This is a genomic window from [Zimmermannella] faecalis ATCC 13722 (genome assembly GCF_000381765.1).
In the GTDB taxonomy this organism is placed as follows: domain Bacteria; phylum Actinomycetota; class Actinomycetes; order Actinomycetales; family Microbacteriaceae; genus Gulosibacter; species Gulosibacter faecalis.
On sequence record NZ_KB907074.1, the window covers coordinates 476012 to 501694 of the forward strand.

A 25683-nucleotide genomic window follows, 5' to 3' on the forward strand; every position below is an offset into this window, starting at 1 on the left:
CGGTTGCTCCGGTTACCAGGGCTGATCGGGCTGGCTGCCGCCACCGTAGCCGTTCTCTTCGTTGTCGACGTCGTTCCGACGATCTTCCTGGTTCTCCCCCATGCCGTCTTCCAGCTCATCGAGTGAGTCGGGGTCTGGGCTCGCATCCGGGTCTTTTTGATCGCCATCATTCCCATCTTGCTGCTCGTCGCCATCACCGCCCTCGCCGTCCTCCGGCTGCTGCAGTTCTTCAAGCTTCTGCCGAATTCGTTCGTCGCTATCGGTGATCGACCGGTTCGATGTCGACAGCTCGCACGACGGGTCAGCCTCTTCGAGCACCCCGAGCGCCTCCCCGTACTTCGCCATCGCCGTGTCGGCATCCTCGGCCTCGAGCGCGAGGTCGCCTTCCCGCTCAATCGCGATCGCAAGGTTCGCGCGGATCGGACACTGCTCGGGCGGAGTCGCGAGATCGAGGGCGGCGCGCAGTTGTTCCTGCGCCTCGGGCAGCGCCTCGAGCTGGAGGTAGCTCGTGCCCATGTTGTAGAAGGGTTTCCACGGCTCGACCACGTTGAGAAACTTCAGCTGGCCCGACGTGTTGAGCGCCTGCTCGTAGTCACCGCTCGCGTACTGCGAGATCGCGGATTGGGCAATGACGTGTTGCGCGATCAGCTTCGCCGAGGTCAGCAACAGCACGATGGCGATCGGCAGGCTCCACAGCAGCAGGTGCCGCCGGAGTCGGCGTCGACGCCGAGCGGACGACACAGCAGTTCCGCCGGTGCCGGCGGTTCGGGTTGAGCGTGCGACGGTACGCCGCTCGACGATGTTGTCGTCGGTCTCAGCCATTTCGCGCCTCCTCCGCAGCTCGACGTGCGTCATCGCGCGCATCCTGGTCTTCGATCGCGTCGCGCAGCTGTCGCCCTGATCGTGTCAGCACGAACGCCTCGAAGAGCAGCCAGGCCACGGCCACAGCGGCGAATGCCCAGTAGATCGGGAAGGTCATGCGATTTGCCGCGTCGGAGCTCATCACCCCGCGCGCAACGTCGACGGTCGCGGGTTCCAGGTCGGCATTCGCGTCGCGGTGCTGATAGCGCACGCGCAGCTGCTGGGCGATGTCGTCGAGGTTCCCCTCATCGATCACCGAGATACCGTCTTCGTACGTCCTGGTGTCGTAAATGTAGTCGCCGTAATCGCGCCCGTACTCGTCGTATGCGCGCATCCGGCCACCGGCCTCGGTGCCGTAGCCGAGCACACTGCCCCCTTGGATGAGCGTCGCCGAATCTGAGAAGTCGAGCGGACGATCACCGCCCGTGTCTTCCCCATCACCGAGGTAGTACACAAGTCGCGCCCGTTCGCCCTTCGTGTCGGCGTCGGCCGCACCCTGCAGTACTTCCTCGAGCAGGTCGGCCGCCGCGAACGGCGAGCTCCCCATCGCGTAGTACGCGTCATCCGGAGCGAGCTGGTTGACCGACTCTTGCAGCGCCGTCGCGTCATTCGTGAACGGAAGCCGCTGCACCGCGGTACGCCCAAACGTGATGAGCGCGTACCGTGCGCCGGGATGCGCCGCCGCAAGCTCCGCAATATCGTCTTTCACCGCGTCGAGGCGCATCTCACCGCCGTCCCAGTCTTCTGCGGCGATCGACGGCGACGTGTCGACCACGAACACGACATCAACCGCGTCGTTCGCTACGTTCGCTGCCACCGAGCCAACGCCGGGTCGCGCGATCGCACCGACCAGCGCGAGCACGAGCACGAGCCGGCCGACCCACATGAGGCGGGCTCGCCCCTCCGCCCGAACCAGGGCGAACATGACATAGCCAACAAGTAGCAGGCCGAACGCGACGAGCAGCCATACCGGCAGCATTGGATTGAAGGTCATATCCGCAGCCTCCGAACGCACACGAGGAAGATCGGCACGCCGATGATCATTCCCCACAGCCAAAAATCGGGCCGGTCGATGATGTACAGCTGCGGGGCTCCCTGAATCAGGCTTGTCTGTTCGCTCGTAATGGCGTCGACGATCTCATCGACCGAGTCCTCTTCTGTGAGTGGAAAGTACGGGAACTCGTTGCTTTCCATGACCCCCTCGTACTCGGCGGCGAACGCGTCGTCGTACTCGTTCGCGTCGAGCCCGTACACAGTAATGAAGTTCTCCCGGGCATAGTTCGCCGCCTGCTCGAGCGACACCGATGGCGAGCCGTTCACGACGTTGTCGGTCGCGAGGATCACCGACCGTGATCGCCCGTCGTCGACGGGCGGCTCGGTTGACGAGGGCTCGGCCCCTGGGAACTGCATGACACATGACGCAAGCCCGTCGCCGACGAGTGAGGCACCGGGCCGGTTGAGAGTGCCCGACGTATACACGGCCGACCCGGTCTGCGATTGCATCGCGTCGCGCACCTGCGTGAGCTGATCTTCGACGAACTCGTAGTCGTCGGTGAGAGGGAAGACCGGCACCGCCGAGGAGTTCCAGAGGACAAGCGCCATGCGCTCGCCGTCGAAGCCGGGCAGCATCTCGAGGTAGCGGTCGATCACCCGCGCGTCGTACTCGGTCATTGACCCCGAGACGTCGAGACAGAGCACGATATCGCGGTTGTACTTCTCGGGAGTCTCGACGCGGGTGTACACCCACCGTGCCGCGGTCATCGTTGCCGTAGCGAGCACGAGCGCGAGTACGACCGCGGTCACGCCCGTCAGCAGGCTCGCTCGGGTGAGCGCCCGACGGTAGCCGGGGAGGTCGGTGAGTCGTTGCGAGTTCGCGATCGCCGTTGTCGGCCGTGGCCGAAGGCGGCTCCACCACCAGCCCCCGACAACCAGGGCGACGACGAGCACGACGACCGCGACGGGAAGCCACCAGAACGCTAGTTCCATCCCGAAATCACCTGCCTCGCGTCGTGCGTCGCCGCTGCGACGTTCCGCTGCGCATCCCGCGCGAAGATGCCGGGGTACAGCTGCGCCACCGTTCGCGTCGTGCCGTAGAGCTCGGTCGTCGCAAGCTCGGTCAGCGTCATATGGTCGGCTGGCACGCCGGTCGCCTCGGCGACGAACTCGCGTACCGTGACGCTGATGTGTTCGTAGGCGGTGCGATCGTCGAGGCGGCCGGCGGCAACGGCTTGCTCGATCTCATCGAGGCGGGCGAAGGCGGTGCGTCGCTCGTCCGCAAGGTCAACTTCGTGCTCCGGCGTTGCCTCGACTCGCTCCCCTCGTTCTCGTGTGAATGCCCATGCAAGGACGTAGTACACAAGCACGAGCACGATGAGCGCGATCCCCACGAGCAGCCAGAACGGGCTGTACCCGACGAGGGGCATCACCTCACCCGGCAGGGTCGGCGCATCCTGAGCCGCGAAACTAGACACGGGAGTGCCTCCTCGCCCGCAACAGGTCGAGAATGCGAGGTACCGCGTCGTCGATCCGCTCGAGTCGGGTGTGTGAGACGCCTCGTCGCTCAAGCTCATTGCGAAGTTCTGCGTCGCGCTCCCGCGCAGCCGAAGCGAGTTCGGCCCGGAGCCGCGGCGAACGGGCGAGCGACGCGGGCATGGTCCAGTCGCCGGCCACGTCATAGCTCGTCGTACGGCCGTCGGCCCCGAACGGATCGGCGTCGCCTATCTCCAGCCAGATGAGCTCGTGCGCCGCAGCGAGTGCCCCCAGCTGTATCCGCAGCCGCTCGTCGAGCTGCACCTCATCGGCAATCACAACGACGAACATCCGCTGCTTCAGCGAGATTCGAACCCGCTCGAGGAGTCCAAGCAGGTCGCTTCGAGCGCCATCGAGGGCGACCGGATCGGCGATCGCTCGTAGGCCACGCTCGAGCGCCGCCTCGGTCGCGCGGAACGGCAACCGCTGCACGCCATCGGCGTTTCCGGTGATGACCCCGACCTCGTCGCCATGCCGCACGGCGACATAGCCGAGGGCGCCGGCCGCCATAATTGCGATGTCGCGCTTCGTGTCTCCGCCCGCCGAGCTTGCCGCCATGTTGCGACCGGAGTCCACGACGAGACAGAGCCGGTTGCGGCGCTCGTCGGCCCACCGCCGCACGAGCGTCGTACCCGACCGTGCGGTCGCGTTCCAATCGATGTCGGCGACCTCGTCGCCCGGCGAATACTCGCGCAGGTCGTCGAAGTCCATGCTGCGCCCCCGGTGAATCGCCGCGTACTGGCCCTCGAGCAGGTGCGTCGCGCGTCGCCGCGCCCGAAGGAACAGGCGGGTCTTCACTCGGGTGAGGAGCGATTCGGTCACGGAGTGCGAACCGCCTGCAGGAGTGCGTCAATCACACGTTCCGGCTTCACGCCGGTCGCCTCCGCCTCGAACCCGAGCAGCACCCGGTGGCGAAGGATGCGGTACGCAAGCGAACGCACGTCTTCGGGGATCACGTGGTCACGGCCCGCGAGCAGCGCGACCGCCCGCGCACCCGCCGTGAAGTTAATCGACGCGCGTGGTGAGACGCCGGCCTCGACGAGCCGCGCGAGCTCGGGCACGAGGTACTGATCGACGTGCCGCGAGACGTAGGCGATCGACACGATGTATTCGGTGATCGCGGGGTCGATGTAGACGCGTCGGGTGAGCTCCTGCAGTTGCAGCACGTCATCGAGCTCGGCGACGTGGCTGAGCCCCTCGGTGAACACGCCCGCGTCGATGCGGCGCAACACCTCGGCCTCCTCGTGCGGCTGCGGGTAGTCGAGCACATCCTTCAGCATGAACCGGTCAAGCTGTGCCTCGGCGAGGATGTACGTGCCCTCCTGCTCAATCGGGTTTTGCGTTGCGATGACAAGGAAGGGGCTCGGCAGCGGGTAGCGCTTGCCGCCGATGGTCGTCTGGCGCTCCTGCATCGCCTCGAGCATCGCCGACTGGGTCTTCGCGCTCGACCGGTTGATCTCGTCAAGCAGCACGACGTTCGCGTGCACGGGCCCGAGGCGCGTTTCGAAGCGCGCCTCGACGGCGTCGTACACCTGGGTGCCGATGATGTCGCTCGGCAGCAGGTCGGGCGTGCACTGGATGCGCTTGAACTCGCCGTTGAGCGATGCGGCGAGCGTTTCGGCCGCCGTCGTCTTCGCGAGACCCGGCACCGATTCGAGCAGCACGTGCCCGCCCGTGAGCAGCCCGATCAGCAGCGTCTGCCGGAGGCGGTCCTGCCCCACCACCCTGGATTCGAGTGCCGTGCCGATCTTGCCGGTGAGATCGTACGCTCGGGCGAGCTCGTCATGCGAGATCCGGGGGGATGCAGTCATGCAGGCCATCGTACGCACCGATTTCCACGCCCCGCGTCCGACCCGAGTCGTCCCCTGGGGCGTCCTCGGCGATGACATCGCTACTCAGAAAAGAGGCTGATCGGGTTCACGATGTCAGTGAAGATGAACAGTGCGCCGATGACCATGAGCACGCCCGCCATGACGATCGTGACCGGGAGCAGCTTTGCCGCGTCGAACGGCCCAGGGTCGGGCTTGCCGCGCACCCGCGCCCACCAGCGGCGTAGGCCATCCCACAGGGCAGCAGCGATGTGCCCACCGTCGAGTGGCGGCAAGGGCACGAGGTTAAGGACGCCGAGCATCACGTTGAGCGACCCCACAATCGTGAGCACGGTCGCGACCCGGTCAAGCACCGGGGTGTCCTCAAGCGCGACGACCTCCCCGGTGATTCGGCCCACACCAACGACGCTCATCGGCCCGTAGGGGTCGCGTTCCGCGCCAAGGAATCCGGCCTGGAACATCTGCACGACGCGTTCGGGCATCGTCACGATCACGTTCGCGACGCCGGAGATGTTTTGCCAGTACATCTCACCGACAAAGCCGATGCCCTGCTGCTGACGCTCCATCGCGGCGGTGAAGCCGACGAAGCCGACCGTGGTCGTCACGGGGTTGCCGGCGTCATCTTCAACGATGCGGCCCGTCGCGTCGTCGACGACGTAGATTTCGTTGGGGCGCGGCGTGACCTGCAGCTGGAGCGTTTCGCCGCCGCGGACGACCGTGAGTTCAAGCGGAACGCCTGATGACACCCGGATCTTCGCTTGCAGCTCGTCCCAGCCGCTCAGCGGCGCACCATCGAGCTCGGTGATGCGGTCGCCGGGCTCGATGCCCGCCTCCGCTGCGGGTGATGCCTCGGTGCAGTCGTCAGCAGATTCCGTCGACCCCGCGGGCACGACGCAGCGGTAGACCTCGCTCACGGTCGTCGTGGGCTGATACACGCCGAAGCCGACGGCAACGATCGAGAAGATGATGGCGGCGAGGATGAAGTTCATGATCGGCCCGCCGAACATGATGAGGAGCCGCTTCCACACCGACAGTCGATAGAACGCGCGGTGTTCTTCGCCCGCCGGAATCGTTTCGGCGCTCGCCTCGCGACCGTCCTGAATCAGCCGACTGAACATCCCCGTTCCGGCGGCCTCGGCCTTGTGCCCGGGTGCGGGCGGGTACATGCCGATCATCGAGATATAGCCGCCGAGCGGCAGCAGCTTGAAACCGTATTCGGTCTCCCCGCGCCGGAACGACCACAGGGTCGGGCCGAACCCGATCATGTACTGGGGTACGCGCACGTTGAATCGCTTCGCGAAGAACAGGTGCCCGAGTTCGTGCAGCGCGATCGAGAGCCCAAGGCCGACGAGTGCGGCGAGGATCCCGATGATGAAGAGCACGATTCCAGTCACGACCGAGAAGCCTAACCCCCGCAACCACTCGGCTCCTGCTTGGAACCGGGGAACGCGTAACATGGCCGGGTTAGAGAGATCGCTTGCGCATCAAGGAGGCCAGTTGTGACCGGCACGTTCACGGGGGATGCGGCGGCCGAGCTCGCAGTGGTGACTCGCAACGGGTTTGTGGAATCGCGACACCTTGGCAGTGCGGTCGTCACCGGCCGCGAGGGTGAGGTCCTGTTCTCGCTCGGAAGCCCCGAGGCCGCGGTGTTTCCTCGTTCCTCACTGAAATCGCTGCAAGCGCTCGCGTCGCTCGAGGCCGGTGCCTCGCTCGATGGCGAGCACCTCGCGATCGCGTGCGCGAGTCACATCGGAACTCCCGGTCACGTCGCGCTCGTGCGCGACGTCCTCGCGCGGGCAGGACTCGACGAGCGCAAGCTGCAGTGTCCCGCCGCGTGGCCAGGTGACCGAGCGAGTCGTGACTCGCTCGTGCGTTCCGGAGAGGCGTCGGCCGCAATCTATCTGGAGTGCTCGGGGAAGCACGCAGCGTTCCTCGCGGCATGCACCGCCTCGGGCTGGCCCACCGAGTCGTACTTGCAGGCCGACCATCCGCTCCAGCGCCTCGTCGCCGACACGGTCGCGCGCTTCGCCGGCGAGCAGGTTCGCGCCACCGCCGTCGACGGTTGCGGCGCGCCCGTGTTCGCGATTTCACTCGTCGGACTGGCCCGCGCGATGTCACGATTCGCAACGTCGCAGGCCTCATCGCCGTTCGCGATCTTCCGAAATGCGGCTCATGTCTGGGATGCGCAGCTCGCGCATCCTTGGACGGTTCAGGGTGCGGGGCGGGCCGACTCGGTCGTGATCGAACAGCTCGGGGTGCTCGCAAAGTCGGGCGCCGAGGGCGTGCAGGTGCTCGTCGCGCCCGACGGCACCTCGGTCGCGGTGAAGATGCTCGACGGATCGAATCGCGCGAGCATGCTCGTCGGTCTGCAGCTACTGCTTGCCGCCGGTGCAATTGCCGCCGACGACGCGCAGCGCGTGCTTCCTTCGCTGCGTCTCGAGGTGCTCGGTGGCGGCGCGCCAGTCGGGAGCATCCTGCTGGGAAGCGACGTACCCACAACCTTCTAGCTGCTCGCGAGGGCTGTCTTCTGCACACCCACCGGCACGCCGTTACGCACGAGCAAGCGCTCGAGTCGCCCGTCCGGATGGCGGAGCAGGCCGCGACTGTCAGAATTGGCAAGCGCTGGTGGGAGCGGATCTGCCCGAAACAGGCTTCGCCACTCCCCCGGCGTCGCGCCGAGCACAATGACCGGGCGCTGTTCGCTGATTCGGCCAAGCGAGCCAAAGGCTCCGAGCCACTGCTCGACATCGCCGAGCAGCACGTGTCCGGTCGGGGCTGCCTCGCGGAGGGTTGCGGCAGTCGGAGGCGGCTCGATGGTGATACCGCGATCGATACAGCTCGCGCGCAATGCTCCGGTTCGCCGGGCAACAACGGCAACGGGCCCCTCCCCAATGTCGAACGGGAGCCAGTCAATCGAATCTGCTCGCTGGAGGCCGGGTTCTCGAGGCATCGCGACCTGTACGAGAGTTCCCTCGAGCCGTCCCCGCCCCGGCGGGAGCGACGACTGCCAATGCTTCGCTTCTCCTCCCTGGAGTATCCAGTCGTTCCGGTTGGTGTGGGCGAGCCGGAGTGTGCGGTCACACTGCTGTTGCACGCGCAGCAATTGCCCGCTCGTTCGGCGAGAAGTGAAGACGCAGCTGCGGGATGTGGCGCCGCCGGAGCGGAGCAGGAGCTGCACTCGTTCGAGCAGCACGGCCCTGTGCTCGTCGTCAAAGCGCTGCTCGAGCAGATCGAAATCGTCGAAAAGCACGAGGGCGGGGCCGCACTCGGCGTCGACCGTGAGCCGGGCGATGGCATCCCAGGCTAGCTCCGGATCCGCGGGCACGGCAGTGACCGACCAGTCAGAATCTCGTGCCGCCTCCGCAAGGGTCTGCACGGTCGTCGTTCGGCCGCAGCCGCGCGTGCCGAGCACAAACAGTTGTTCACCTGCGCGGAGAAGCGCGGGCCGCTGTACTTGTTGCTCGGGCAGATCGGTGAGCCCGAACGTGAGCTCCAGCGCCGTGGGTTCTGCCGACTGGCGAGGAAGCACGAACGGGAGCGGTGGCTGGCAAATACGCCGCGGCGGTGCGGCCCCCGCCGCCCGAAGCCGTTGTGCTTCGACAGCAGCCAACTTCGAGATCAGTGAGTCGGGGCAGCGGGCGACTTGCACGCGTTCGGGCATCCCTCCTCCGACTCGCACGAGTGCGCGCCCCTGTGTCTGGCGATCAAGCTTCGCACCGTCCGGAACGCCGAGCAGGGTGTTCGAGTCGCTGATGAGTTCGACGCGAAGGCACACGCGAATCGCCGCGTTCGCGAGGAGTTCCTCGCGAAACGTCCCTGTCGGACGCTGCGTGCAGAGCACGAGGTGTATGCCAAGGCTGCGTCCACGGGCCGCAACGTCAGCCACGACCTCCTGCAGCTCAGGGTGCGCATGCACCAGAGCCTGGTATTCGTCGATGAATACGACGAGCCGGGGTATTCCGTCGGCCACATCATCGCGCGGGATTTCCCGAAGGCCGAGTTCCCGAAGGCGTGCCTCCCTGCGATGCAGTTCCGCGCGGAGTCCCTCTGCCACACGCACCGCCTCGTCGCCATCGAGGTCGGTCACGATGCCAGTACAGTGCGGCAGGGCTGCGATGGCGTCAAAGGTGGCGCCACCCTTGAAGTCGAGGCAGAGCAGTACGAGTTCCGAGCTCGTGTGCTCCGCCGCAAGCGCGACCGCCCACGAGACAAGCAGCTCGCTCTTACCGCTCCCGGTCGTGCCTCCAATGACTGCGTGCGGGCCATCGGCCACGAGGTCGACCGCGCGCCCACCTGAAACCCCGACGAGAAACGTTGCGCACCCGGGTCCAGCTTTTCCCTGTCCGAGCACGTCCGACAGCGAGCACTCACTCGGCAACGCACGCTCTGCCCGATGCCGCGACGCCTGCGCCTCGGCGACGCTCGCGAGCCACTCCTCGAATTCCGGGGCACCGAGTTGCGCCGGCGCTATCCGCGTGATGGTGCCGTCGGCGTCAGTCACCGAGGCCTCACCATCGCCGTCAAGCTTCACATGAACGATCTCCTCGTGCCGATCCATGTGCGCCCGCCCTTGGGCGTCGACATCCGCGAGGAGCACCTCTGCCTCCTCTGGGTCGCAAATCTCGATACCTGACCGGGCCAGTTCGGCACGTAGCCCGCTGAGGCGCTCCCCCACGACCGCGAACCGAGCCGACGGATCCGGTGCGAGGAGGCTCACCGCGACCGCCCGTGTGACCGAGGCGAATTCGGCACCGCCTCCCCGCACCACCACGGCCGATGCCGTCACTGTGTGCGGCATCCGGTCGACGATGAGCGCATGCCGGGCGAGCTCAGCGTGATTTCCGCTCGTCCGCAACGACCCCACCACCGAGGTCACGCCGAGGGTGAGTCCGGTCGCACAGCGTGCTCCCCGCACAATGTCGCGTGCGAGCGGTGCCTGCGTGCGTGCCCGCCGACGGATGCGCTCGTGCGCCGCGGCGATCTCGGCACGGCTCCGCTCAAGCTCCCCCTCGTAGTCCTCGAGCGCCCGTCGATACCGCCGACGGGCACCAACCCGCTGGTCGATGACGCTGGCAATCCCGAGGACGGGCCCGAACACCGCAAAGATGAGCACATACGGGCTCCGCAGCACCGCGAACAGCACCAGCGCGACAATCACTGGCGCGATCACCATGACAAAGGGAAACCCACCCGGCTTTTCGCGCCGAGGAAGTTCTGGCAGCGCGATCGTTGGTTCGTGGAGTTCCGCCGGAGTTTCCGCAAGCTCGATCACTGACCACGTTCCTCGAGCAGTCGATCGATCTCATCGTCGCGAACGGGCCCGACACAGCTTGCGCCCTGGATCCACCCCGGAACGTAGCCTTCATCAACCCGTTCGAGCACGTTCGCGGCGAGCGGGTGGTGACCGAAGCGAAGGCAGCGCAGGGCGTATTCGGCGGCGAGGGATGCTCTGCCTGAGCAGCAGTGCAGCCACGCGAGCGCTGCGAGAGCGCCGCGAGTCGCCCGCTCATCGAGGTGACTCGCAACCGTCCGCAGCGCCGCCGCGGCCCGGTCGGTGCGGTCAAGGTCAGCGGGAACGACGTCGGCAAACACCTCCGTGATCCCCGTCAGCTCAGCATCGATCATATGGTCGGCGAGATCGAGCCAGGCCGCCTCAACACGATCCGCGGTGTCGCTCCCAAATACCCCGTTCGCCACGAGGAGTTCGAGGGTTCGGAGACGTTCGAGCCCTCGCGCGATGAGTGCGATGAGAATCGGCTCGTACTCGGGATCAAGCCAGTTCGCGCCGTCGATGTACACGTTCCAGGCGCAGAGCACCTCGTCGTCGGTGATTTCGGCGAGACGTTGTTGTTCCGCAACGATTGCCGCCACCCGAGCGCGGTCGTGGTCGCTTGCCGGCTCGATACGCGATGCCGCAGTGACGTCCTCGGGGATAACCCCGGCGAGCGCGGATGCCACCTCGTCGCGGGGGCCAGCCCCGTTTCCCCAGTACTCGCACCAACCGTCAGACGCAACGCAGGCGCCGCCGATCACCTCAATGCCCGCACGCTTCGCATGGAATGCGAGCTGCGAGAGGGTGCGTGTGAAGGGTGGCACCGCGGGAGACTGCGGTCGCGACGTAAACACCGCAAAGAACACAGCGTCAACATCGCCGAGCCGAAGCACGTGGTCGAGGACGACGCGGCAATACTCGTCTTCGGTCTCGGGCGACGTGGGATCGTCGGGCAGGTCGACACGAATCATCGCACCACCGTGGTTGGCACTGAGCGGCACGATCACGAGCGACTCGCTCGGTTCGTAGCCGAGCAGTTCGGGAACGGTTTGGAGGAGGCTTGGGATGGACGAGAGGATGCGTGGGGTTGTCATGCCGGAAAACGTAGAGGGGCCCGCCAGCACGATGCTGACGGGCCCACAATTCTGTGGAGAGCGACTTCGAGATGCTCCGTTGGGGATAACTCGAATGCGCGGTTCCTAAATCGCTACTGCGAGTTGTTCGGGTTGTACGGGCCGGCGTAGGGGTTCTCGTTACCGTCAGACGAGGTGCCCGGCTGCTGCGGCTGCCCGGACTGCGGTGCCTGTCCATAGGAGTTCTGGCTTCGCTGCGCGTACGGGTCTTGGCCCGGCTGCTGACCCTGGCCCTGCTGCGGCGACTGCGCCGGCTGCTGCCCATATCCAGGCGCGGGGTACTGGCCGTGTTGGCTGCCAGCCGGCTGTTGGCCGTAGCCCTGCTGCTGACCGTAGCTCTGCTGCTGGGCGTACCCGGGCTGCCGACCATAGCCCTGCTGCTGGCCGTACCCGGGCTGCTGGCCATAGCCGGGCTGCGGCGGCGCCTGCTGGTAGCCCGCGGGCTGGCCGTACGATGCGGCGCTCGAGTAGGGCTGCACGCCCTGGTTCGCGCCCGCAGCCGAAGGGCCAGCGACGGCGCCGTCGGGCAGGCCACGCCACTTCGAGCTGTCGAACGCAATGATGGCGAGCCACACGGCCGAGAGGAAGATCCAGAGGACAACCCACGCGCCCTCCTTGCGGAAGCCGATACCAATTCGGTAGGCGGAGATTGCCATGAACACGACCGCGACGAGCTGGCCGACGGGGACGAACATGAGCAGGCACAGCCAACCGGGGTTACCGCCGGCTTCGAGGAAGACCCAGTAGTTGTAGAGGGGCACCCACGCCTTCCAGGGTTCGATGTTCATCTTCTCGAACACCTTCATCATGAAGAACGCAACGATGGCGTAAATGATGAGGCCGAAGAGCAGACTGCCGATCACCACGCCGGCGGAGAGGCCGACGTAGGCGTTATAGCTGTAATCCATGAGGTCGCGCTCCTTATGTGCGATTCGTCACGTACCGGCTCACACTAGCCCGGCCGCGGTTCGCCACGCGAGGTCTGAGCAGAAGTGACGACTCGAGTGTTACGCGGTCTCCACCGACGGGCCAGTTGTCGCCGCCGAGCCCCGGATAATCGTGACAACACCACTATCGGCGGGTTTGAACTCCACGAACCCCGTCAGAGCCTCGGCGACATCATTAAGCGACGTCACCTCGCGTTGGCCCGCGAGCCGCTCAGCGAGATGCCGCACGAGGAGTCCCTTTGACTGCTTGTTGAAGTGGTTGAGCGACCGTGTCGACCCGTCGGCGAGCCGTTCACGCACATCGCCCCACGCGCGATCTGGCGCGGCGTCGATCGGCCCAAGCCCGACGTATCCCTTCGATCGCAGGTCGAGGATCGGCCCGTGGTGCTGCCGAAGCACGGTGGCGATGTGCCCGCGCCAGCGCTGTTTGAGCGGGGTACCCGGCAGGCGTGAGTCATGCGACAACCGATACGCCGCGATCGGGTCCGATGCCGCGACGAGCCCGTAGAGGGCGGAATGAATCATCACGTGCGTATCGAGCCAGGCTCGAGCAGCCGGGTCGAGCGACGGTGCATCGATCGCGTCGTAGAGCACGCCGGTATAGCGCTCAACGGCCGGCTTGCGCAGCGGATCGCTGAGTTCGCGGTTGCGGCGGAGTTCGGTCTCGGCGAGCTTCGGCGAGATCTTCAGTGCGGCGCGCGCGGTGTCAGGGTTGCCCCGAGACAGCTCGACGAGGTCGTCGCGCACCTGCGCGCGTACCGGATCGAGCTCGGGCCAGTGGAACTTCTTGTTGAGACGGCGATTGCCGCCGTCCGATTTGGTTTCGGACGGCGGCAACAGCACGAGGAATCGGGAGGTCACTCGACGATGGACGCCTCACCGGCGACGATCGTCACCACGTTGTTTGCGACCGAGAGGAAGCCGTCGGCGGCATGCGCGCGCACCTGCTTCCCGTCGTTCGTGCTCACGCGGACGTTGCCGTCGGCGAGGATCGCGAGCACCGGGGTGTGATCGGCACGAATACCGATCTCACCCTCGGAGGTCTTCGCGATGACCTGGCTAGCCTGCCCCTCCCACACGGTGGCCGTCGCCGAGACGACGGTCACCTGCAGCGGGTTTGCGGAGTTGGCCATGCGTTAGTCCATTTCCTTCTGCATCTTGGCCCACTTCTCCTCGACGTCCGAGATCGCGCCGACGTTGAAGAACGCCTGCTCGGGAACGTGATCGAAGTCACCCTTGACGATCGCGTCGAAGCCCTCAACCGAGTCCTTGATGCTCACGGTTGAGCCCTCAACACCCGTGAAGCGAATCGCGGTGTAGGTGTTCTGCGAAAGGAACTGCTGGATGCGCCGCGCGCGCGAAACGGTGATCTTGTCTTCTTCAGAGAGCTCGTCAACACCGAGGATCGCGATGATCTCCTGGAGTTCCTTGTTCTTCTGCAGAATCTGCTTCACCGCGGTCGCAACCCGGTAGTGGTCGTCGCCGACGTACTGCGGGTCGAGGATGCGGCTCGTCGAGGCAAGCGGGTCGACGGCCGGGTACAGGCCGCGCGACGCGATCGCACGCGAAAGCTCCGTCGTCGCGTCGAGGTGCGCGAACGTCGTGGCGGGAGCCGGGTCGGTGTAGTCGTCGGCGGGCACGTAGATCGCCTGCAGCGAGGTGATCGAGTGGCCGCGCGTCGACGTAATGCGCTCCTGGAGGATACCCATCTCGTCAGCGAGGTTGGGCTGGTAGCCCACGGCCGAAGGCATGCGACCGAGCAGGGTCGACACCTCCGAACCGGCCTGCGTGAAGCGGAAGATGTTGTCGATGAACAGGAGCACGTCCTGGTTCTGCACATCGCGGAAGTACTCGGCCATGGTGAGGCCGGTCAGGGCGATGCGCAGACGCGTCCCCGGCGGCTCATCCATCTGGCCGAAGACCAGGGCGGTCTTGTCGAGCACGCCCATGTCTTCCATCTCGTAGATGAGGTCGTTGCCCTCACGGGTGCGCTCACCAACACCGGCGAACACCGAAACGCCACCGTGGTCCTGGGCGACACGCGTGATCATTTCCTGAATGAGCACGGTCTTGCCGACACCGGCACCACCGAAGAGGCCGATCTTGCCACCCTGCACGTACGGGGTGAGAAGGTCGATGACCTTGATACCGGTCTCGAAGATCTCGGTCTTCGACTCGAGCTGGTCGAAGGCCGGGGGCTCGCGGTGGATCGGCCAGCGCTCGGTGATCTCGTACGGCTCGTTGATCATCGAGTCGTTGAGCACGTCACCGGTCACGTTGAAGACCTTGCCCTTGGTCACGTCGCCAACGGGCACCGTGATGGGCCCGCCGGTGTCGGTGACTTCCTGGCCACGAACGAGGCCGTCAGTCGGCTTCATCGCGATGGCGCGCACGAGGTCGTCACCGAGGTGCTGAGCAACCTCGAGCGTCAGCTCGAAGCTCTCGTCACCCATGTTGACCTGGGTCTTCAGGGCGTTGTAGATGCCGGGCATCGCGTCGTGCGGAAACTCGATGTCGACCACCGGGCCCGTAATTCGAGCGATGCGACCGACGCCCGCGGCCGCGGGGGCCGTGGACTCTGCGAACGTCGCGTTCGTCGTCATGTGGATGTCCTTTTCTTCGTGTTCAGCGCGGGTTAGGAAGCGAGCGCATCCGCGCCGCTCACGATCTCGCTAATCTGCTGCGTGATCTCGGCCTGACGCGCGTTGTTCGCGAGTCGGGTGTAGTCACGTACCAGTTCTTGGGCATTGTCGGATGCGGCCTTCATGGCGCGCTGGCGTGCGGCCTGCTCACTCGCTGCGGAGTGCAGCATTGCGTTGAACAGGCGAGCCTCGATGTACACCGGCAGCAGCGCGTCGAGCACCGTTGCGGGGTCGGGTTCGAAGTCGTAGAGCGGGAAGAGGTCTTCCATACCCGACTGCTCGGCGTCGCCCTCAACCACCTCGAGCGGCAGCAACCGCACCGTCGTGGGCTCCTGCGAGACCATGTTCACGAACCGGTTGTAGATGAAGTGAATCTCCTGCACGCCACCATCCGCGTGATCGGCGGTGAAGCGCTCGACGAGCGCCTTGCCGATCTCGCGCGCGGTGCCGAACTCGGGCTTCTCACTCGTGCCGGTCCACTCCTGCTCGTACGAGCGCGAACGGAAGGTGAAGTAGCCGACCGCCTTGCGACCAACGAGGAAGTAGGTGACTTCCTTGCCCTGGTCGGTCAGCAGGCGAGCGAGCTCCTCCGCCTCTTTCAGCACGCCACTCGAGAACGCGCCGTTCAGGCCGCGGTCGCTCGTGAACACCACGATTGCCGCGCGACGAACGTCGGCGTGCTCATTGAGCAGCACGTGATCGATGTCGGCGTACGTGGCGGCGGCCGAAACGGCCTGCGTGACCGCACGCGCGTACGGGTTCGACTCCTCCATGCGTCGGCGAGCCTTGCTGATGCGCGAAGTCGCGATCAGCTCCATGGCACTCGTGACCTTCTGCATCGTCTGGGCCGACTTAATGCGGGCCCGGTACTCGCGAAGCTGTGCTCCCATGGTTCTCCTCTAGCTCTCGGTGCCGACTACTTGCGCTTACCGCGGACGATCTGCTCCTGGTTCACGTCCTCGGCGTCGGCAGCATCGAACTCCTCACGGCCGGGCGCACCAATGCCCTTGCCGTCGGAGCCGCGGAAGATCGCTGCGAAGTCGTCGATGCCCTTCTCCATGGCGGCAACGGTCTCATCCTCGAGCTTGCCCGAGGTGCGCAGGCGGTCGAGCACATCCGTGTTCCGCTTGAGGTAGTCGAGCAGCTCCTGCTCGAAGCGAAGCACGTCCGAGACCTCGATCTTGTCGAGCTTGCCGTTCGTGCCGGCCCAGATCGAAACGACCTGCTCCTCGATCGGGTACGGGTTGTACTGGCCCTGACGCAGCAGCTCGGTGAGTCGAGCACCACGCTCGAGCTGACGCTTGGTCGCGTCGTCGAGGTCGGATGCGAACATCGAGAATGCCGCCAGGTCGCGGTACTGCGCGAGGTCGATCTTCAGCGTTCCCGAGACCTTCTTGATGTGCTTCTTCTGCGCCGCACCACCGACACGCGAAACCGAAATACCGACGTCGACCGCCGGGCGCTGGTTCGCGAGAAACAGGTCGGACTGCAGGAAGATCTGGCCGTCGGTGATCGAGATCACGTTGGTCGGAATGTAGGCACCGACGTCATTCGCCTTGGTTTCGATGATCGGCAGACCGGTCATCGAGCCCGCACCGAGCTCGTCGGAAAGCTTCGCGCAACGCTCAAGCAGGCGCGAGTGTAGGTAGAACACGTCACCGGGGTACGCCTCGCGCCCCGGCGGGCGGCGCAGCAGCAGCGACACGGCACGGTACGCCTCGGCCTGCTTCGACAGGTCGTCGAACACGATGAGGACGTGCTTGCCGCCGTACATCCAGTGCTGGCCGATGGCCGAACCGGTGTAGGCCGACAGGTACTTGAAGCCGGCGGGGTCCGACGCGGGCGAAGCCACGATCGTCGTGTACTCGAGGGCGCCAGCCTCTTCGAGGGCGCCACGCACCGAGGCAATGGTCGAGCCCTTCTGGCCGATTGCGACGTAGATGCAGCGCACCTGCTTCGAGGGGTCGCCCGACTCCCAGTTCGCCTTCTGGTTGATGATCGCGTCAATCGCGATCGCCGTCTTACCGGTCTGGCGGTCACCGATGATCAGCTGACGCTGGCCACGGCCAACCGGGATCATCGCGTCGATCGACTTGATGCCGGTCTCGAGGGGCTCCTCAACCGACTGACGGGCCATAACGCCCGGCGCCTGCAGCTCGAGCGCACGACGACCCTCGATGCCGGTGATCTCGCCGAGTCCGTCGAGGGGCTCACCGAGCGGGTCGACGACACGGCCGAGGTAGCCCTCGCCGACAGGCACCGAGAGCACCTCGCCAGTGCGCGTGACTTCCATGCCCTCGACGATGCCGCCGAAGGGGCCGAGCACGATGGCACCGATCTGGTCTTCTTCAAGGTTCTGTGCGAGGCCGAGAGTGCCGTCGGCAAAGCGCAGCAGCTCGTTCGCCATGGTCGAGGGAAGGCCCTCGATGCGGGCGATACCATCGGCAGCCGAGATCACGGTGCCGACCTCGGTGGCCTCGGCGCCCTGCGGGCGGTAAGAGTTCGCAAAGTCGCTCAGCGCGCTGCGAATCTCCTCCGGATTGATCGTAAGTTCTGACATGTTCTTCCCTTGTCGTTGGGGCGTCGCCCCGCGTTCGATGCGCTGCTAGGCGAGCTGCAGACGAAGATTCTTCAGGCGGGCAGCCGCGGTGTCGTCGATGACTTCGTCACCGAACTCAACGCGCATTCCGCCGACGACCGACTGGTCGATGACCTGGTTGACAGCGACGTCGCGGCCGAAACGCTTTGCGAGTGCGAGGCGAAGCCGTTCGAGCTGTGCCTCGGGCAGAGCCCGGGCCACCGTGACGGTCGCGACCCGGCGACCAGCCTGATCGGCCACGCTCTCGCGGGCGTTCGTGGTAAGGCGACGAATGCGCTTCCGGCTCGGCAGCGTAACGAGCGAGCGGAGGACGTCCATCGTCTCGGCGCTCAGGCTGTGCGCGAAGAGACGCTCGATGAGCGCCACCTTGCCCTCGCCACGAGCGAGCCGCGAACCGAGTGCGAGCTCGAGTTCTCCGTTCGACGAAATCGCCTCGAGGAACGCGTCGAGTTCAGCGCCGATGCGCTCGTGTGCGCCACTGACCTGGGCGACGGCACGAATGCCGGCGTCCTGGATCGCGACGACGAGCTGCGCGTCAGACTCCCACTTCTGCGAGACGGCGACCTCGAGTACGTTCGTGGCGCCAATTCCGATGCGCTCGCCAAACACGCGCCGGGCGAGCGCGGCTTTTGCTGTCGCGTCGGCGCTGCGGTCGACGAGTGCGCCGGCGAGCTGCTTGTTCGACGAGATCGCGAGGGCCACGTCGAAGAGCCTGCGAGCCGAATCGGCGTCGGCGGCCGTAAGCCGGTCAACCTCGCGGTTCACCGCCTCAAGGGCGTGCTTGGTTGCGGTGCGCATCAGCGGTTGGTCCCCGCCGTCTCGTCAAGTTCGCTCAGGAAGCGGTCGACGTATGCCGCCGAGCGCTGATCGTCAGAGAGGTTTTCACCAACGACGCCCGAAGCGAGGTCGATCGCGAGCGTGCCGACTTCCTGGCGCAGCGAGACAATGGCCGACTGGCGCTCTGCCTCGATCTGCTCCTTCGCCGACTTCGTCATGCGGTCGAGCTCGTTTTGCGTCTCCTGCTTCTTCTCGGCCTTGATGGATTCGCCTTCGGCGCGTGCCTTTTCGCGAATCTCAGCGGCCTCGGTGCGGGCGTCAGCCAGCAGCTTTTCGTACTCGTCTCGGCGAGCGTCGGCTTCCGCCTGCACGGCGGCTGCCTTCTCCATGCCGCCTTCGATCTTGGCGGCACGCTCGTCGAGCATCTTGTTGAGCTGCGGAAGGACGAACTTCCAGAAGAACAGCAGGAGCACCACGAGCACGACTAGCGACCAGAAGATGTCGTAGCTGGCGGGGAGCAGCAGGGCGGGGTCCCACCCAAACGAGTCTCCGCCGACCTGCGCGAGGGCAGGTCCGTAATTCATGATGCCCATGTGGAAGTGCCTTAGCTACCGAAGATGAACGGGGTTGCGATGCCGATGAAGGCAAGCACCTCGGTGAACGCGATGCCGAGGAACATCGTGGTCTGGAGACGGCCAGCCATTTCGGGCTGACGTGCCATCGCCTCGACGGTCTTGCCGGCGACGATACCGATGCCGATACCGGGGCCAATTGCAGCGAGGCCGTAGCCAACAGTGGCAATGTTGCCCGAGATCTCGGCGAGTGTGGTGTTGTCCACAGGGGTTTCCTTCCGGTTGGAATATCGAGCCAGGGTGGCGCGATCAGTCGGTGTTCAGTTGGAGATTTACTGGGGAATCGTTCGCGCTACGCGCTAGCCCTGGGGCTAGTGCTCCTTGGCGACCGAAAGCTGGATGTAGCTCGTCGTGAGCAGGGCGAACACGTAGGCCTGCAGCACTGCGACCAGGAGCTCGACGATCGTCATGAAGAAGCCGCCGAACAGCGTCAGCGCACCCATGGCCGTCCAGGCATTGAGCATGCCCACGAAGAACGCGGTCGCCGAGAAGCAGAGCACGAGCAGCAGGTGGCCGACCATGAGGTTGAGCATGAGACGAAGCGCGAGCGATACGGGGCGCACGATGAACGTGTTCACAAGCTCGATCGGCGTCAGCAGAATGTACAGCGGCCACGGCACACCCGACGGGAACAGTGCGTTCTTGAAGAACGTGCCGGCGCCGGCCTCACGGATACCCGCGTAGATGAACGCGATGTAGGTGCACACCGCGAAGGTGAGAGGCATGCCGAGCAGCGCGTTGCCCGAGATATTGAGGAACGGCGTGACACCCGTAAGGTTCATGAACAGCACACCGAAGAACACCGCGAGGATGTACGGAAGGTACTTCTTGCCGATCCGCTCGCCGAGCATGTCGTAGACGATGCCGTCGCGCACGAAGCTGACGCCCATCTCGACAATCGACTGCAGCTTCGTGGGAACGAGCTTCGGCCGACGGAGCGCAATCCAGAACAGCAGCAAGAGAATCGCGATTGCGATTAGCCGAACCAGGATCACCCGGTTGATCTCGAAGACGGTGCCGTCAAACCAGAGTGCCGGCGGGAAGAACTCCTCGTCGACGTTCGGGGCGTGGAAACCCTCATCGCCAGCAGCCAGCGAAATTCCCGTCATCAGATTCAGGGCCGTAGCGTACAGAGGGTTCTCCTGTCTCGGGGCACGACTCAAACTCGCAGTCGAGCGGCGGTTGACGGTGGATTTACGACGTTGTGCCAGCGGATGGGCAACCGGCGTAATCCGACCTGATTACTGTAGCAATAAATTGAACCCGCCACACTCACGCGGAGGGCGATTCACCGCCATTTTCTGCCTCGTTCGCCTCGCCCGGTAGCTTGACATCGCTCACGTACGGCTGGCGGCTGCGCTGTACCACGATCACGTCGATCGCGAGCTGCCCAACCATGGCCGCCATCATGGTGCTCCAGAGCACCCAGTCGTGCGTAAAGTCGAACGCCTTGACGAGGGCGAGGACGCCAAGAAACGCAACGAACTTGAGCAGCCACATGCCGAGAATCACCGCGATGAAGAACATCGGGTCGAACCGCGCCGCGAGGATGATCGAAAGCACCGTGAGGCCGGTGAACAGCAGCGTGACACCGGCGGCGACGAGCGCCGACCACAGGCCGGGGAAGCCCGCAACGAGATAGCCCGTGATCCCGCCGACAACAGCGATTGCGAGGGTGAGCAAGAGTGACCACTTGAGCACTCGCTTCATCACCGGAACGCTCGTTGGGGTGTTGGTGGTGTTCGTCATGATTTTCCTTGATCGCGGTGGGGGTTCGGGCGCGGGCTGAGGAGGCGACGGATACGGTGCCGTAGCGCCACCGGCGCGGGCGCGGCCGCCCGGGCGCGGTCGGACTGGCGAACGCCGAGCTCGTCGAGGGGGTCGAAGGCGTCATCATCGGTCTCGGGCGAGCGCTGCGCCTCCACCTCGAGGCGCTTGCGTTGCGAGAGCGGCGAGATGGTGAGGATCGAGCAGACGATCATGCCGAGCACGAGGAATACGACCGCGATCCAAATCGGCTGCACGAGGAACGCGAGCAATGCCGCCATACCCACGACGGTGGCCCACGCGTAGAAGATGAGCACGGCACGACGCTGGGTGTGCCCCATGTCGAGCAATCGATGGTGCAGGTGCTTGCGATCGGCCGAGAACGGCGACTTGCCCGCTGTGATGCGGCGCACGACCGCCAGGATGAAGTCGACGAGCGGAACAACGAGCACGGCGAAGGGCAGCAGCAGCGGCAGGAATGCTGGCATGAGCGCATCCCGGCTCACGATGCTCGGGTCGATCTCGCCCGTCACGGCGATCGTTGATGCCGCCATGAGTAGGCCGATCAGCAGCGCGCCACAGTCTCCCATGAACATTCTCGATGGGTTCCAGTTCCAGGGGAGGAATCCCGCACACACGCCAATTACCAGGGCCGAGAGCAGTGCAGCGAGCGTGAATCGGCTCGACGAGAGCGATTCGGTGAGGAAGTAGCTGTAGAGCAGGAACACCCCGCCCGCGATGATCGCAACCCCGGCGACGAGACCGTCAAGGCCATCGATGAAGTTCACCGCGTTCATGACCAGCACGACCGCGAGCACCGTCATGAAGACCGACATCCACTGTGACGCGACGGTGAGCCCGCCGATCGGCAATGACGTAATCGCGACACCGGAGAACGCGAGAATCAGGCCCGAGACGATCTGCGCCGCGAGCTTGATCATCCAGTCAAGATCGACGATGTCATCGATCACCCCGACGACAACGATGAGAGTCGCGGCGCCAATGATGCCCCACACGCGCGTGGGGTTCGCGAACACCAGTTGAAACCAGCTGATCTGCGAGGCAATGGCGAGCGTAATCAGCAGCGCGAAGTACATCGCGATGCCACCGAGCCGCGGCTTGGGCGTCGTGTGTACGTCGCGTTCTCGAATCGAGGGATACCAGCGGAACCGCATCGCGAGTCGGTAGATCAGCCACGAGGCGAAAAAGGCCAGCACCGCGGCGATGATGATGACCCTCGCGTAGAAGAGCACCTAGCTCGACGTCCCTTGTTCGGGCTCGAGCAACTCGCCGAGCACCTCGGCGATCGCGTCTCGCGAGAGCGCACCGGCGCGAACGATGCGTGCCGGAAACCGTTCGGCCGCGGTAAGCCCGGTCGCGTCGACGATCGTTGACGCCGCTCCCCCGACGGTCCCTGCGTCGAGGAAGATCCGGACCTTCTCTCCGAGTTGCTCGACCGCGTCCGCGGCGTTGTTCGGCGCGGGCTCACCGTGCCGGTTCGCCGACGACACCGCGAGGGGGCCGGTTTCCCGGAGGAGTTCGCGCGCGTACTCGTTGTCGGGGATCCGCAACGCAACCGTGCCGTGGGTCTCGCCGAGGTCCCACTGGAGGCTCGGCTGTGCGGGAAGGATGACGGTGAGGGGCCCTGGCCAGTACCGCGCGACGAGTTCCCGAATCTCGTCGGGAACCTCGCTTGCGAGCGCATCAATCGTCGCGTTATCGGCGACAAGTACGGGCGGCGGCGAAGTGCGATCGCGGCCCTTCGCCTCGAGGAGCTTCGTGACTGCCTCGGCGTTGAACGCATTCGCGGCGATGCCATACACCGTGTCGGTGGGCATCACGATGACGTCGCCGAGGCCGAGTGCGGCGCGCGCTTCGCGCATGCCGACGAGCAGGCGCTGCGGCGAGGAGAGGTCATAGACGTCAGGCATATCACCCGTGAGTCTAGACGTTGCTGAGGGTCACCCGCCCCTCGTCGCGAGCGTGTGGCGCTCTCGGCCGGCGAGGTCGACGATCGTCTCAGGTGAATCGAGGCCCGCCGCCCGGGCAAGGTTTCGGATCTCGGCACCCTGCTCCTCCGTATGCTCCAGCGCGACGAGCCCACCCGGTTCGAGGGCCTCGGCCGCGAAAACGATGATCCGACGAATCTCGTCGAGCCCGTCACCACCTGAATACAGCGCGGGTTCGGGATCAAACATGCGCACCTCGGGATCGCGGGGCACCTCACGGAGCGGCACGTATGGCGGGTTCGAGACGATCCCCCGTAGCGGTTCCCCCGTGGCCGCGGCCCGCAACTGTGGGAGCCAGTCACCGAAGCGCGCCGCAACCTTGGCCGAGGCGTTCGCCGCGACGTTCCGACGCAACCACGGCCATGCGTGAGCCGAGGCCTCAAGCGCGACGACGCGCATCCGTGGCAGACGGAGGCCAAGAGAAATTGCGATCGCGCCGGTGCCCGAGCCGACGTCAGCGACCAGCCCGGCCTCTGCATCGACGAGCCGATCCGCCGCTGCCGCAACCAGCACCTCGGTCTCGGGCCGCGGAACAAATGCGCCGGGGCCGACCGCGACCTCGACCTGATCGAATGGCGCGACACCGAGGATGTGCTGAAGCGGTTCGCGGCGCGCTCGACGGCGCACCACCTCCCGCACACGATTCGCGTCGTCGTCGCACACGGTTCGACCGAGCAATCGATCAAGCTCGAGGTCACCTCGTCCACGGCCAAGTGCTGCCGCGACCACGATTGCCGGTTCGGGCGCCGCGAGGCCGGCCCGCCCGAGTGTCACCGTTGCTGCTCGGAGGAGGTCGTCGATTCGCACCCGAATACTCTAGGCGTGCCGGGCACGAGAACGCGACCGCCGTGCAGCAACCACCGGCGGCGCGTATGGTCCATCGTGACGCATCGTGACGGGCTACCAGCGACGCCCAGGCGGAGCCTGATTTGATGAGCACGATCGGCGGGGACGCAACCGCCCCGGCCCCGACTCGAGAGGTGAACTCCAACATGGCAAAGATTTACAACGATGTGACCGAGGTCATCGGCGGCACTCCCCTGGTGCGGCTCAACCGAATCAATGACACCGACGCGAACGTGTACGCGAAGCTCGAATTCAACAACCCCACCGCGAGCGTGAAGGACCGCCTCGGGTGGGGCATAGTGCGCGCGGCCGAGCGCAGCGGCCAGCTGCAGCCCGGCGGCACGATCATCGAGGGCACCTCGGGAAACACCGGCATCGCGCTGGCAGCAGTCGGCGCCGCCCGCGGGTACAAGGTGATCATCGCCATGCCCGAGACGATGTCGGTCGAGCGCCGTCAGCTCATGAAGGCGTTCGGCGCCGAGCTCGTGCTCACCCCGGGTCCCGACGGGATGCGCGGAGCGGTCGCCAAGGCGCAGGAGCTGCAGGCCAACACCCCGAATTCGATTCTCGCGAGCCAGTTCGAAAATGAAGCCAACGTCGAGATCCACCGCGAGACGACCGCGGAAGAGGTCTGGAACGACACCGACGGCGAGGTCGACATCTTCGTCGCGGGCATTGGCACGGGCGGCACGATCACCGGTGTCGGCCAGGTTCTCAAGGAGCGCAAGCCCGAGGTGCGCATCGTCGCAGTCGAGCCGAAGGACTCGCCGCTCCTCACCGAGGGCAAGGCGGGCCCCCACAAGATTCAGGGGCTCGGCGCGAACTTCGTGCCGGAGATTCTCGACCAGGGCGTGATCGACGAGGTCATCGACACGACGCTGGAAGACTCGATCGCCACCTCGCGTGAGCTCACGCGGTCCGAGGGCCTCTTCTCGGGCATCTCGTCGGGTGCGAACGTCTGGGCCGCGCTCCAGGTTGCTCGCCGCCCCGAGAACGCGGGCAAGAACATCGTGGTGATCGTCGCCGACACCGGCGAGCGTTACCTCTCGAGCGTGCTGTTCGACGATCTGCGCGAAGGAAACTAGGCTGAGGCACCCGACGGGGTCGATGCGAGGAATCGCGTCGACCCCGTCGACGTTCCCCCAGCTGCGGGCACTTCCCGATAGGTGACCGACCGAGCGACGAAAGTGAGTGGCACCGTGCGAGCATCCGGCGTATTCACGCCTCCGAGACGACTGCCCGGCGACGAGTTTTTTCAGGGCGTCCGCGAAGACATCTCCGCGGCGAAGCGCGGCGATCCCGCAGCGAGGTCACGCGCCTCGATCGCAGTGATCTACTCAGGACTCCACGCCGTCTGGGCCCACCGCATCGCGCACCGTCTCTGGTGCACGGGAACGCCGGCGCGCCGGTTTCTCGCGCGCGCGATCTCGCAACTCGCCCGCTTCGCGACCGGCATCGAGATTCACCCGGGCGCAACGATCGGGCGGCGTCTGTTTATCGACCACGGCATGGGCGTCGTCATCGGCGAGACCGCCATCGTGGGCGACGACGTGAAGATCTATCACGGCGTCACGCTCGGTGGCGTGGCGAACAAGCGCGTCAAGCGGCACCCAACGATCGGTAACCGCGTCATGATCGGCGCGGGGGCGAAGCTGCTCGGCCCGATCGAGATCGGCGACGATTCCCTCATCGGCGCGAACGCGGTCGTAACCCGCTCGTTCGGTCCTGGCGCGGTGCTCACGGGCATCCCCGCACGGAACCGACCGACCTCGCAGAGTGCCCGCCACGAGGCCGGCGACTGGATCATCTAACACCCACAGTTGAGGGGTCGATTGTTGCT

26 protein-coding genes are annotated in these 25683 nt (G+C 65.6%); 3 read left to right on the forward strand and 23 right to left on the reverse strand.

The window, feature by feature from the left end:
* Positions 1-12 precede the first annotated feature (12 nt).
* The 7 genes from G328_RS15615 to G328_RS0102255 form a co-directional block, all read right to left on the reverse strand.
* Positions 13-822 (reverse strand): tetratricopeptide repeat protein, encoded by an 810-nt coding sequence (locus G328_RS15615; protein WP_019617717.1) that lies wholly within the window; start codon positions 820-822, stop codon positions 13-15.
* A complete protein-coding gene (locus G328_RS13795; RefSeq protein ID WP_019617718.1) occupies positions 815-1855 on the reverse strand; it encodes a VWA domain-containing protein in 1041 nt (346 codons plus the stop codon). The genes G328_RS15615 and G328_RS13795 overlap by 8 nt, the downstream gene beginning before the upstream one ends.
* Positions 1852-2847 carry a vWA domain-containing protein gene (locus G328_RS13800; RefSeq protein WP_019617719.1) on the reverse strand — a complete coding sequence of 332 codons (996 nt, stop codon included), beginning with the start codon at positions 2845-2847 and terminating at the stop codon, positions 1852-1854. The genes G328_RS13795 and G328_RS13800 overlap by 4 nt, the downstream gene beginning before the upstream one ends.
* Positions 2838-3332, reverse strand: coding sequence for a hypothetical protein (locus tag G328_RS0102240; protein WP_154651502.1), 495 nt, complete (start codon positions 3330-3332; stop codon positions 2838-2840). Before G328_RS0102240 ends, G328_RS13800 begins: the two co-directional genes overlap by 10 nt.
* Entirely contained in the window at positions 3325-4212 is an 888-nt protein-coding gene (locus tag G328_RS0102245) for a DUF58 domain-containing protein (protein ID WP_019617721.1), read from the reverse strand. Before G328_RS0102245 ends, G328_RS0102240 begins: the two co-directional genes overlap by 8 nt.
* Entirely contained in the window at positions 4209-5210 is a 1002-nt protein-coding gene (locus G328_RS0102250; protein ID WP_026339596.1) for an AAA family ATPase, read from the reverse strand. Before G328_RS0102250 ends, G328_RS0102245 begins: the two co-directional genes overlap by 4 nt.
* 71 nt (positions 5211-5281) lie before the next feature.
* Complete coding sequence (locus tag G328_RS0102255; RefSeq protein WP_019617723.1) at positions 5282-6613, reverse strand: M50 family metallopeptidase; 1332 nt, start codon at positions 6611-6613, stop codon at positions 5282-5284.
* A gap of 105 nt (positions 6614-6718) precedes the next feature.
* Here G328_RS0102255 and G328_RS0102260 point away from each other — a divergent pair, with 105 nt between their 5' ends.
* Entirely contained in the window at positions 6719-7726 is a 1008-nt protein-coding gene (locus tag G328_RS0102260; protein WP_019617724.1) for an asparaginase, read from the forward strand.
* On the opposite strand, the gene G328_RS0102265 is transcribed toward G328_RS0102260, so the two are convergent.
* The 16 genes from G328_RS0102265 to prmC all read right to left on the reverse strand — a co-directional run bounded on the left by G328_RS0102265 (position 7723) and on the right by prmC (position 23804).
* Complete coding sequence (locus tag G328_RS0102265; protein WP_019617725.1) at positions 7723-10491, reverse strand: FtsK/SpoIIIE domain-containing protein; 2769 nt, start codon at positions 10489-10491, stop codon at positions 7723-7725. The genes G328_RS0102260 and G328_RS0102265 overlap by 4 nt on opposite strands.
* A complete protein-coding gene (locus G328_RS0102270; RefSeq protein ID WP_019617726.1) occupies positions 10488-11585 on the reverse strand; it encodes a DUF4192 family protein in 1098 nt (365 codons plus the stop codon). The genes G328_RS0102265 and G328_RS0102270 overlap by 4 nt, the downstream gene beginning before the upstream one ends.
* A gap of 113 nt (positions 11586-11698) precedes the next feature.
* A complete protein-coding gene (locus G328_RS16565) occupies positions 11699-12532 on the reverse strand; it encodes a DUF5684 domain-containing protein (RefSeq protein ID WP_019617727.1) in 834 nt (277 codons plus the stop codon).
* A 99-nt stretch (positions 12533-12631) separates the two neighbouring features.
* Positions 12632-13432 carry a YaaA family protein gene (locus tag G328_RS13810; RefSeq protein ID WP_019617728.1) on the reverse strand — a complete coding sequence of 267 codons (801 nt, stop codon included), beginning with the start codon at positions 13430-13432 and terminating at the stop codon, positions 12632-12634.
* Positions 13429-13704, reverse strand: coding sequence for a F0F1 ATP synthase subunit epsilon (locus tag G328_RS0102285; RefSeq protein ID WP_019617729.1), 276 nt, complete (start codon positions 13702-13704; stop codon positions 13429-13431). The genes G328_RS13810 and G328_RS0102285 overlap by 4 nt, the downstream gene beginning before the upstream one ends.
* Positions 13705-13707: 3 nt before the next feature.
* Positions 13708-15174, reverse strand: coding sequence for a F0F1 ATP synthase subunit beta (gene atpD / locus G328_RS0102290; protein ID WP_019617730.1), 1467 nt, complete (start codon positions 15172-15174; stop codon positions 13708-13710).
* 32 nt (positions 15175-15206) lie between these two features.
* Positions 15207-16103, reverse strand: a complete 897-nt coding sequence (locus G328_RS0102295) for a F0F1 ATP synthase subunit gamma (RefSeq protein ID WP_019617731.1) — start codon at positions 16101-16103, stop codon at positions 15207-15209.
* 26 nt (positions 16104-16129) lie between these two features.
* Positions 16130-17773: a F0F1 ATP synthase subunit alpha gene (atpA, locus tag G328_RS0102300; protein WP_019617732.1), complete on the reverse strand. Its 1644-nt coding sequence runs from the start codon at positions 17771-17773 to the stop codon at positions 16130-16132.
* A gap of 45 nt (positions 17774-17818) precedes the next feature.
* Complete coding sequence (locus G328_RS0102305; protein ID WP_019617733.1) at positions 17819-18610, reverse strand: F0F1 ATP synthase subunit delta; 792 nt, start codon at positions 18608-18610, stop codon at positions 17819-17821.
* Positions 18610-19182 carry a F0F1 ATP synthase subunit B gene (locus G328_RS0102310; protein WP_019617734.1) on the reverse strand — a complete coding sequence of 191 codons (573 nt, stop codon included), beginning with the start codon at positions 19180-19182 and terminating at the stop codon, positions 18610-18612. The genes G328_RS0102305 and G328_RS0102310 overlap by 1 nt, the downstream gene beginning before the upstream one ends.
* An 11-nt stretch (positions 19183-19193) precedes the next feature.
* On the reverse strand, positions 19194-19427 hold the full coding sequence (gene atpE, locus G328_RS0102315; RefSeq protein WP_019617735.1) for an ATP synthase F0 subunit C: 234 nt from the start codon (positions 19425-19427) through the stop codon (positions 19194-19196).
* 105 nt (positions 19428-19532) lie between these two features.
* On the reverse strand, positions 19533-20330 hold the full coding sequence (atpB, locus tag G328_RS0102320; protein WP_019617736.1) for a F0F1 ATP synthase subunit A: 798 nt from the start codon (positions 20328-20330) through the stop codon (positions 19533-19535).
* Between the two features lie 163 nt (positions 20331-20493).
* Positions 20494-20970 (reverse strand): Cg1360 family ATP-synthase-associated protein, encoded by a 477-nt coding sequence (locus tag G328_RS13815; protein WP_019617737.1) that lies wholly within the window; start codon positions 20968-20970, stop codon positions 20494-20496.
* The gene (locus G328_RS0102330; protein ID WP_019617738.1) at positions 20967-22241 is read right to left on the reverse strand and encodes an MraY family glycosyltransferase; all 1275 of its coding nucleotides are present in this window, start codon (positions 22239-22241) and stop codon (positions 20967-20969) included. Before G328_RS0102330 ends, G328_RS13815 begins: the two co-directional genes overlap by 4 nt.
* Complete coding sequence (locus tag G328_RS0102335) at positions 22242-22919, reverse strand: L-threonylcarbamoyladenylate synthase (protein ID WP_019617739.1); 678 nt, start codon at positions 22917-22919, stop codon at positions 22242-22244.
* A 30-nt stretch (positions 22920-22949) separates the two neighbouring features.
* Positions 22950-23804, reverse strand: a complete 855-nt coding sequence (gene prmC / locus G328_RS0102340) for a peptide chain release factor N(5)-glutamine methyltransferase (RefSeq protein WP_187325719.1) — start codon at positions 23802-23804, stop codon at positions 22950-22952.
* A gap of 185 nt (positions 23805-23989) precedes the next feature.
* Between prmC and cysK the strand changes: the two genes are divergently transcribed.
* Complete coding sequence (cysK, locus tag G328_RS0102345; RefSeq protein ID WP_026339600.1) at positions 23990-24928, forward strand: cysteine synthase A; 939 nt, start codon at positions 23990-23992, stop codon at positions 24926-24928.
* Between the two features lie 150 nt (positions 24929-25078).
* Positions 25079-25654 carry a serine O-acetyltransferase EpsC gene (gene epsC, locus G328_RS0102350; protein WP_026339601.1) on the forward strand — a complete coding sequence of 192 codons (576 nt, stop codon included), beginning with the start codon at positions 25079-25081 and terminating at the stop codon, positions 25652-25654.
* Positions 25655-25683 lie beyond the last annotated feature (29 nt).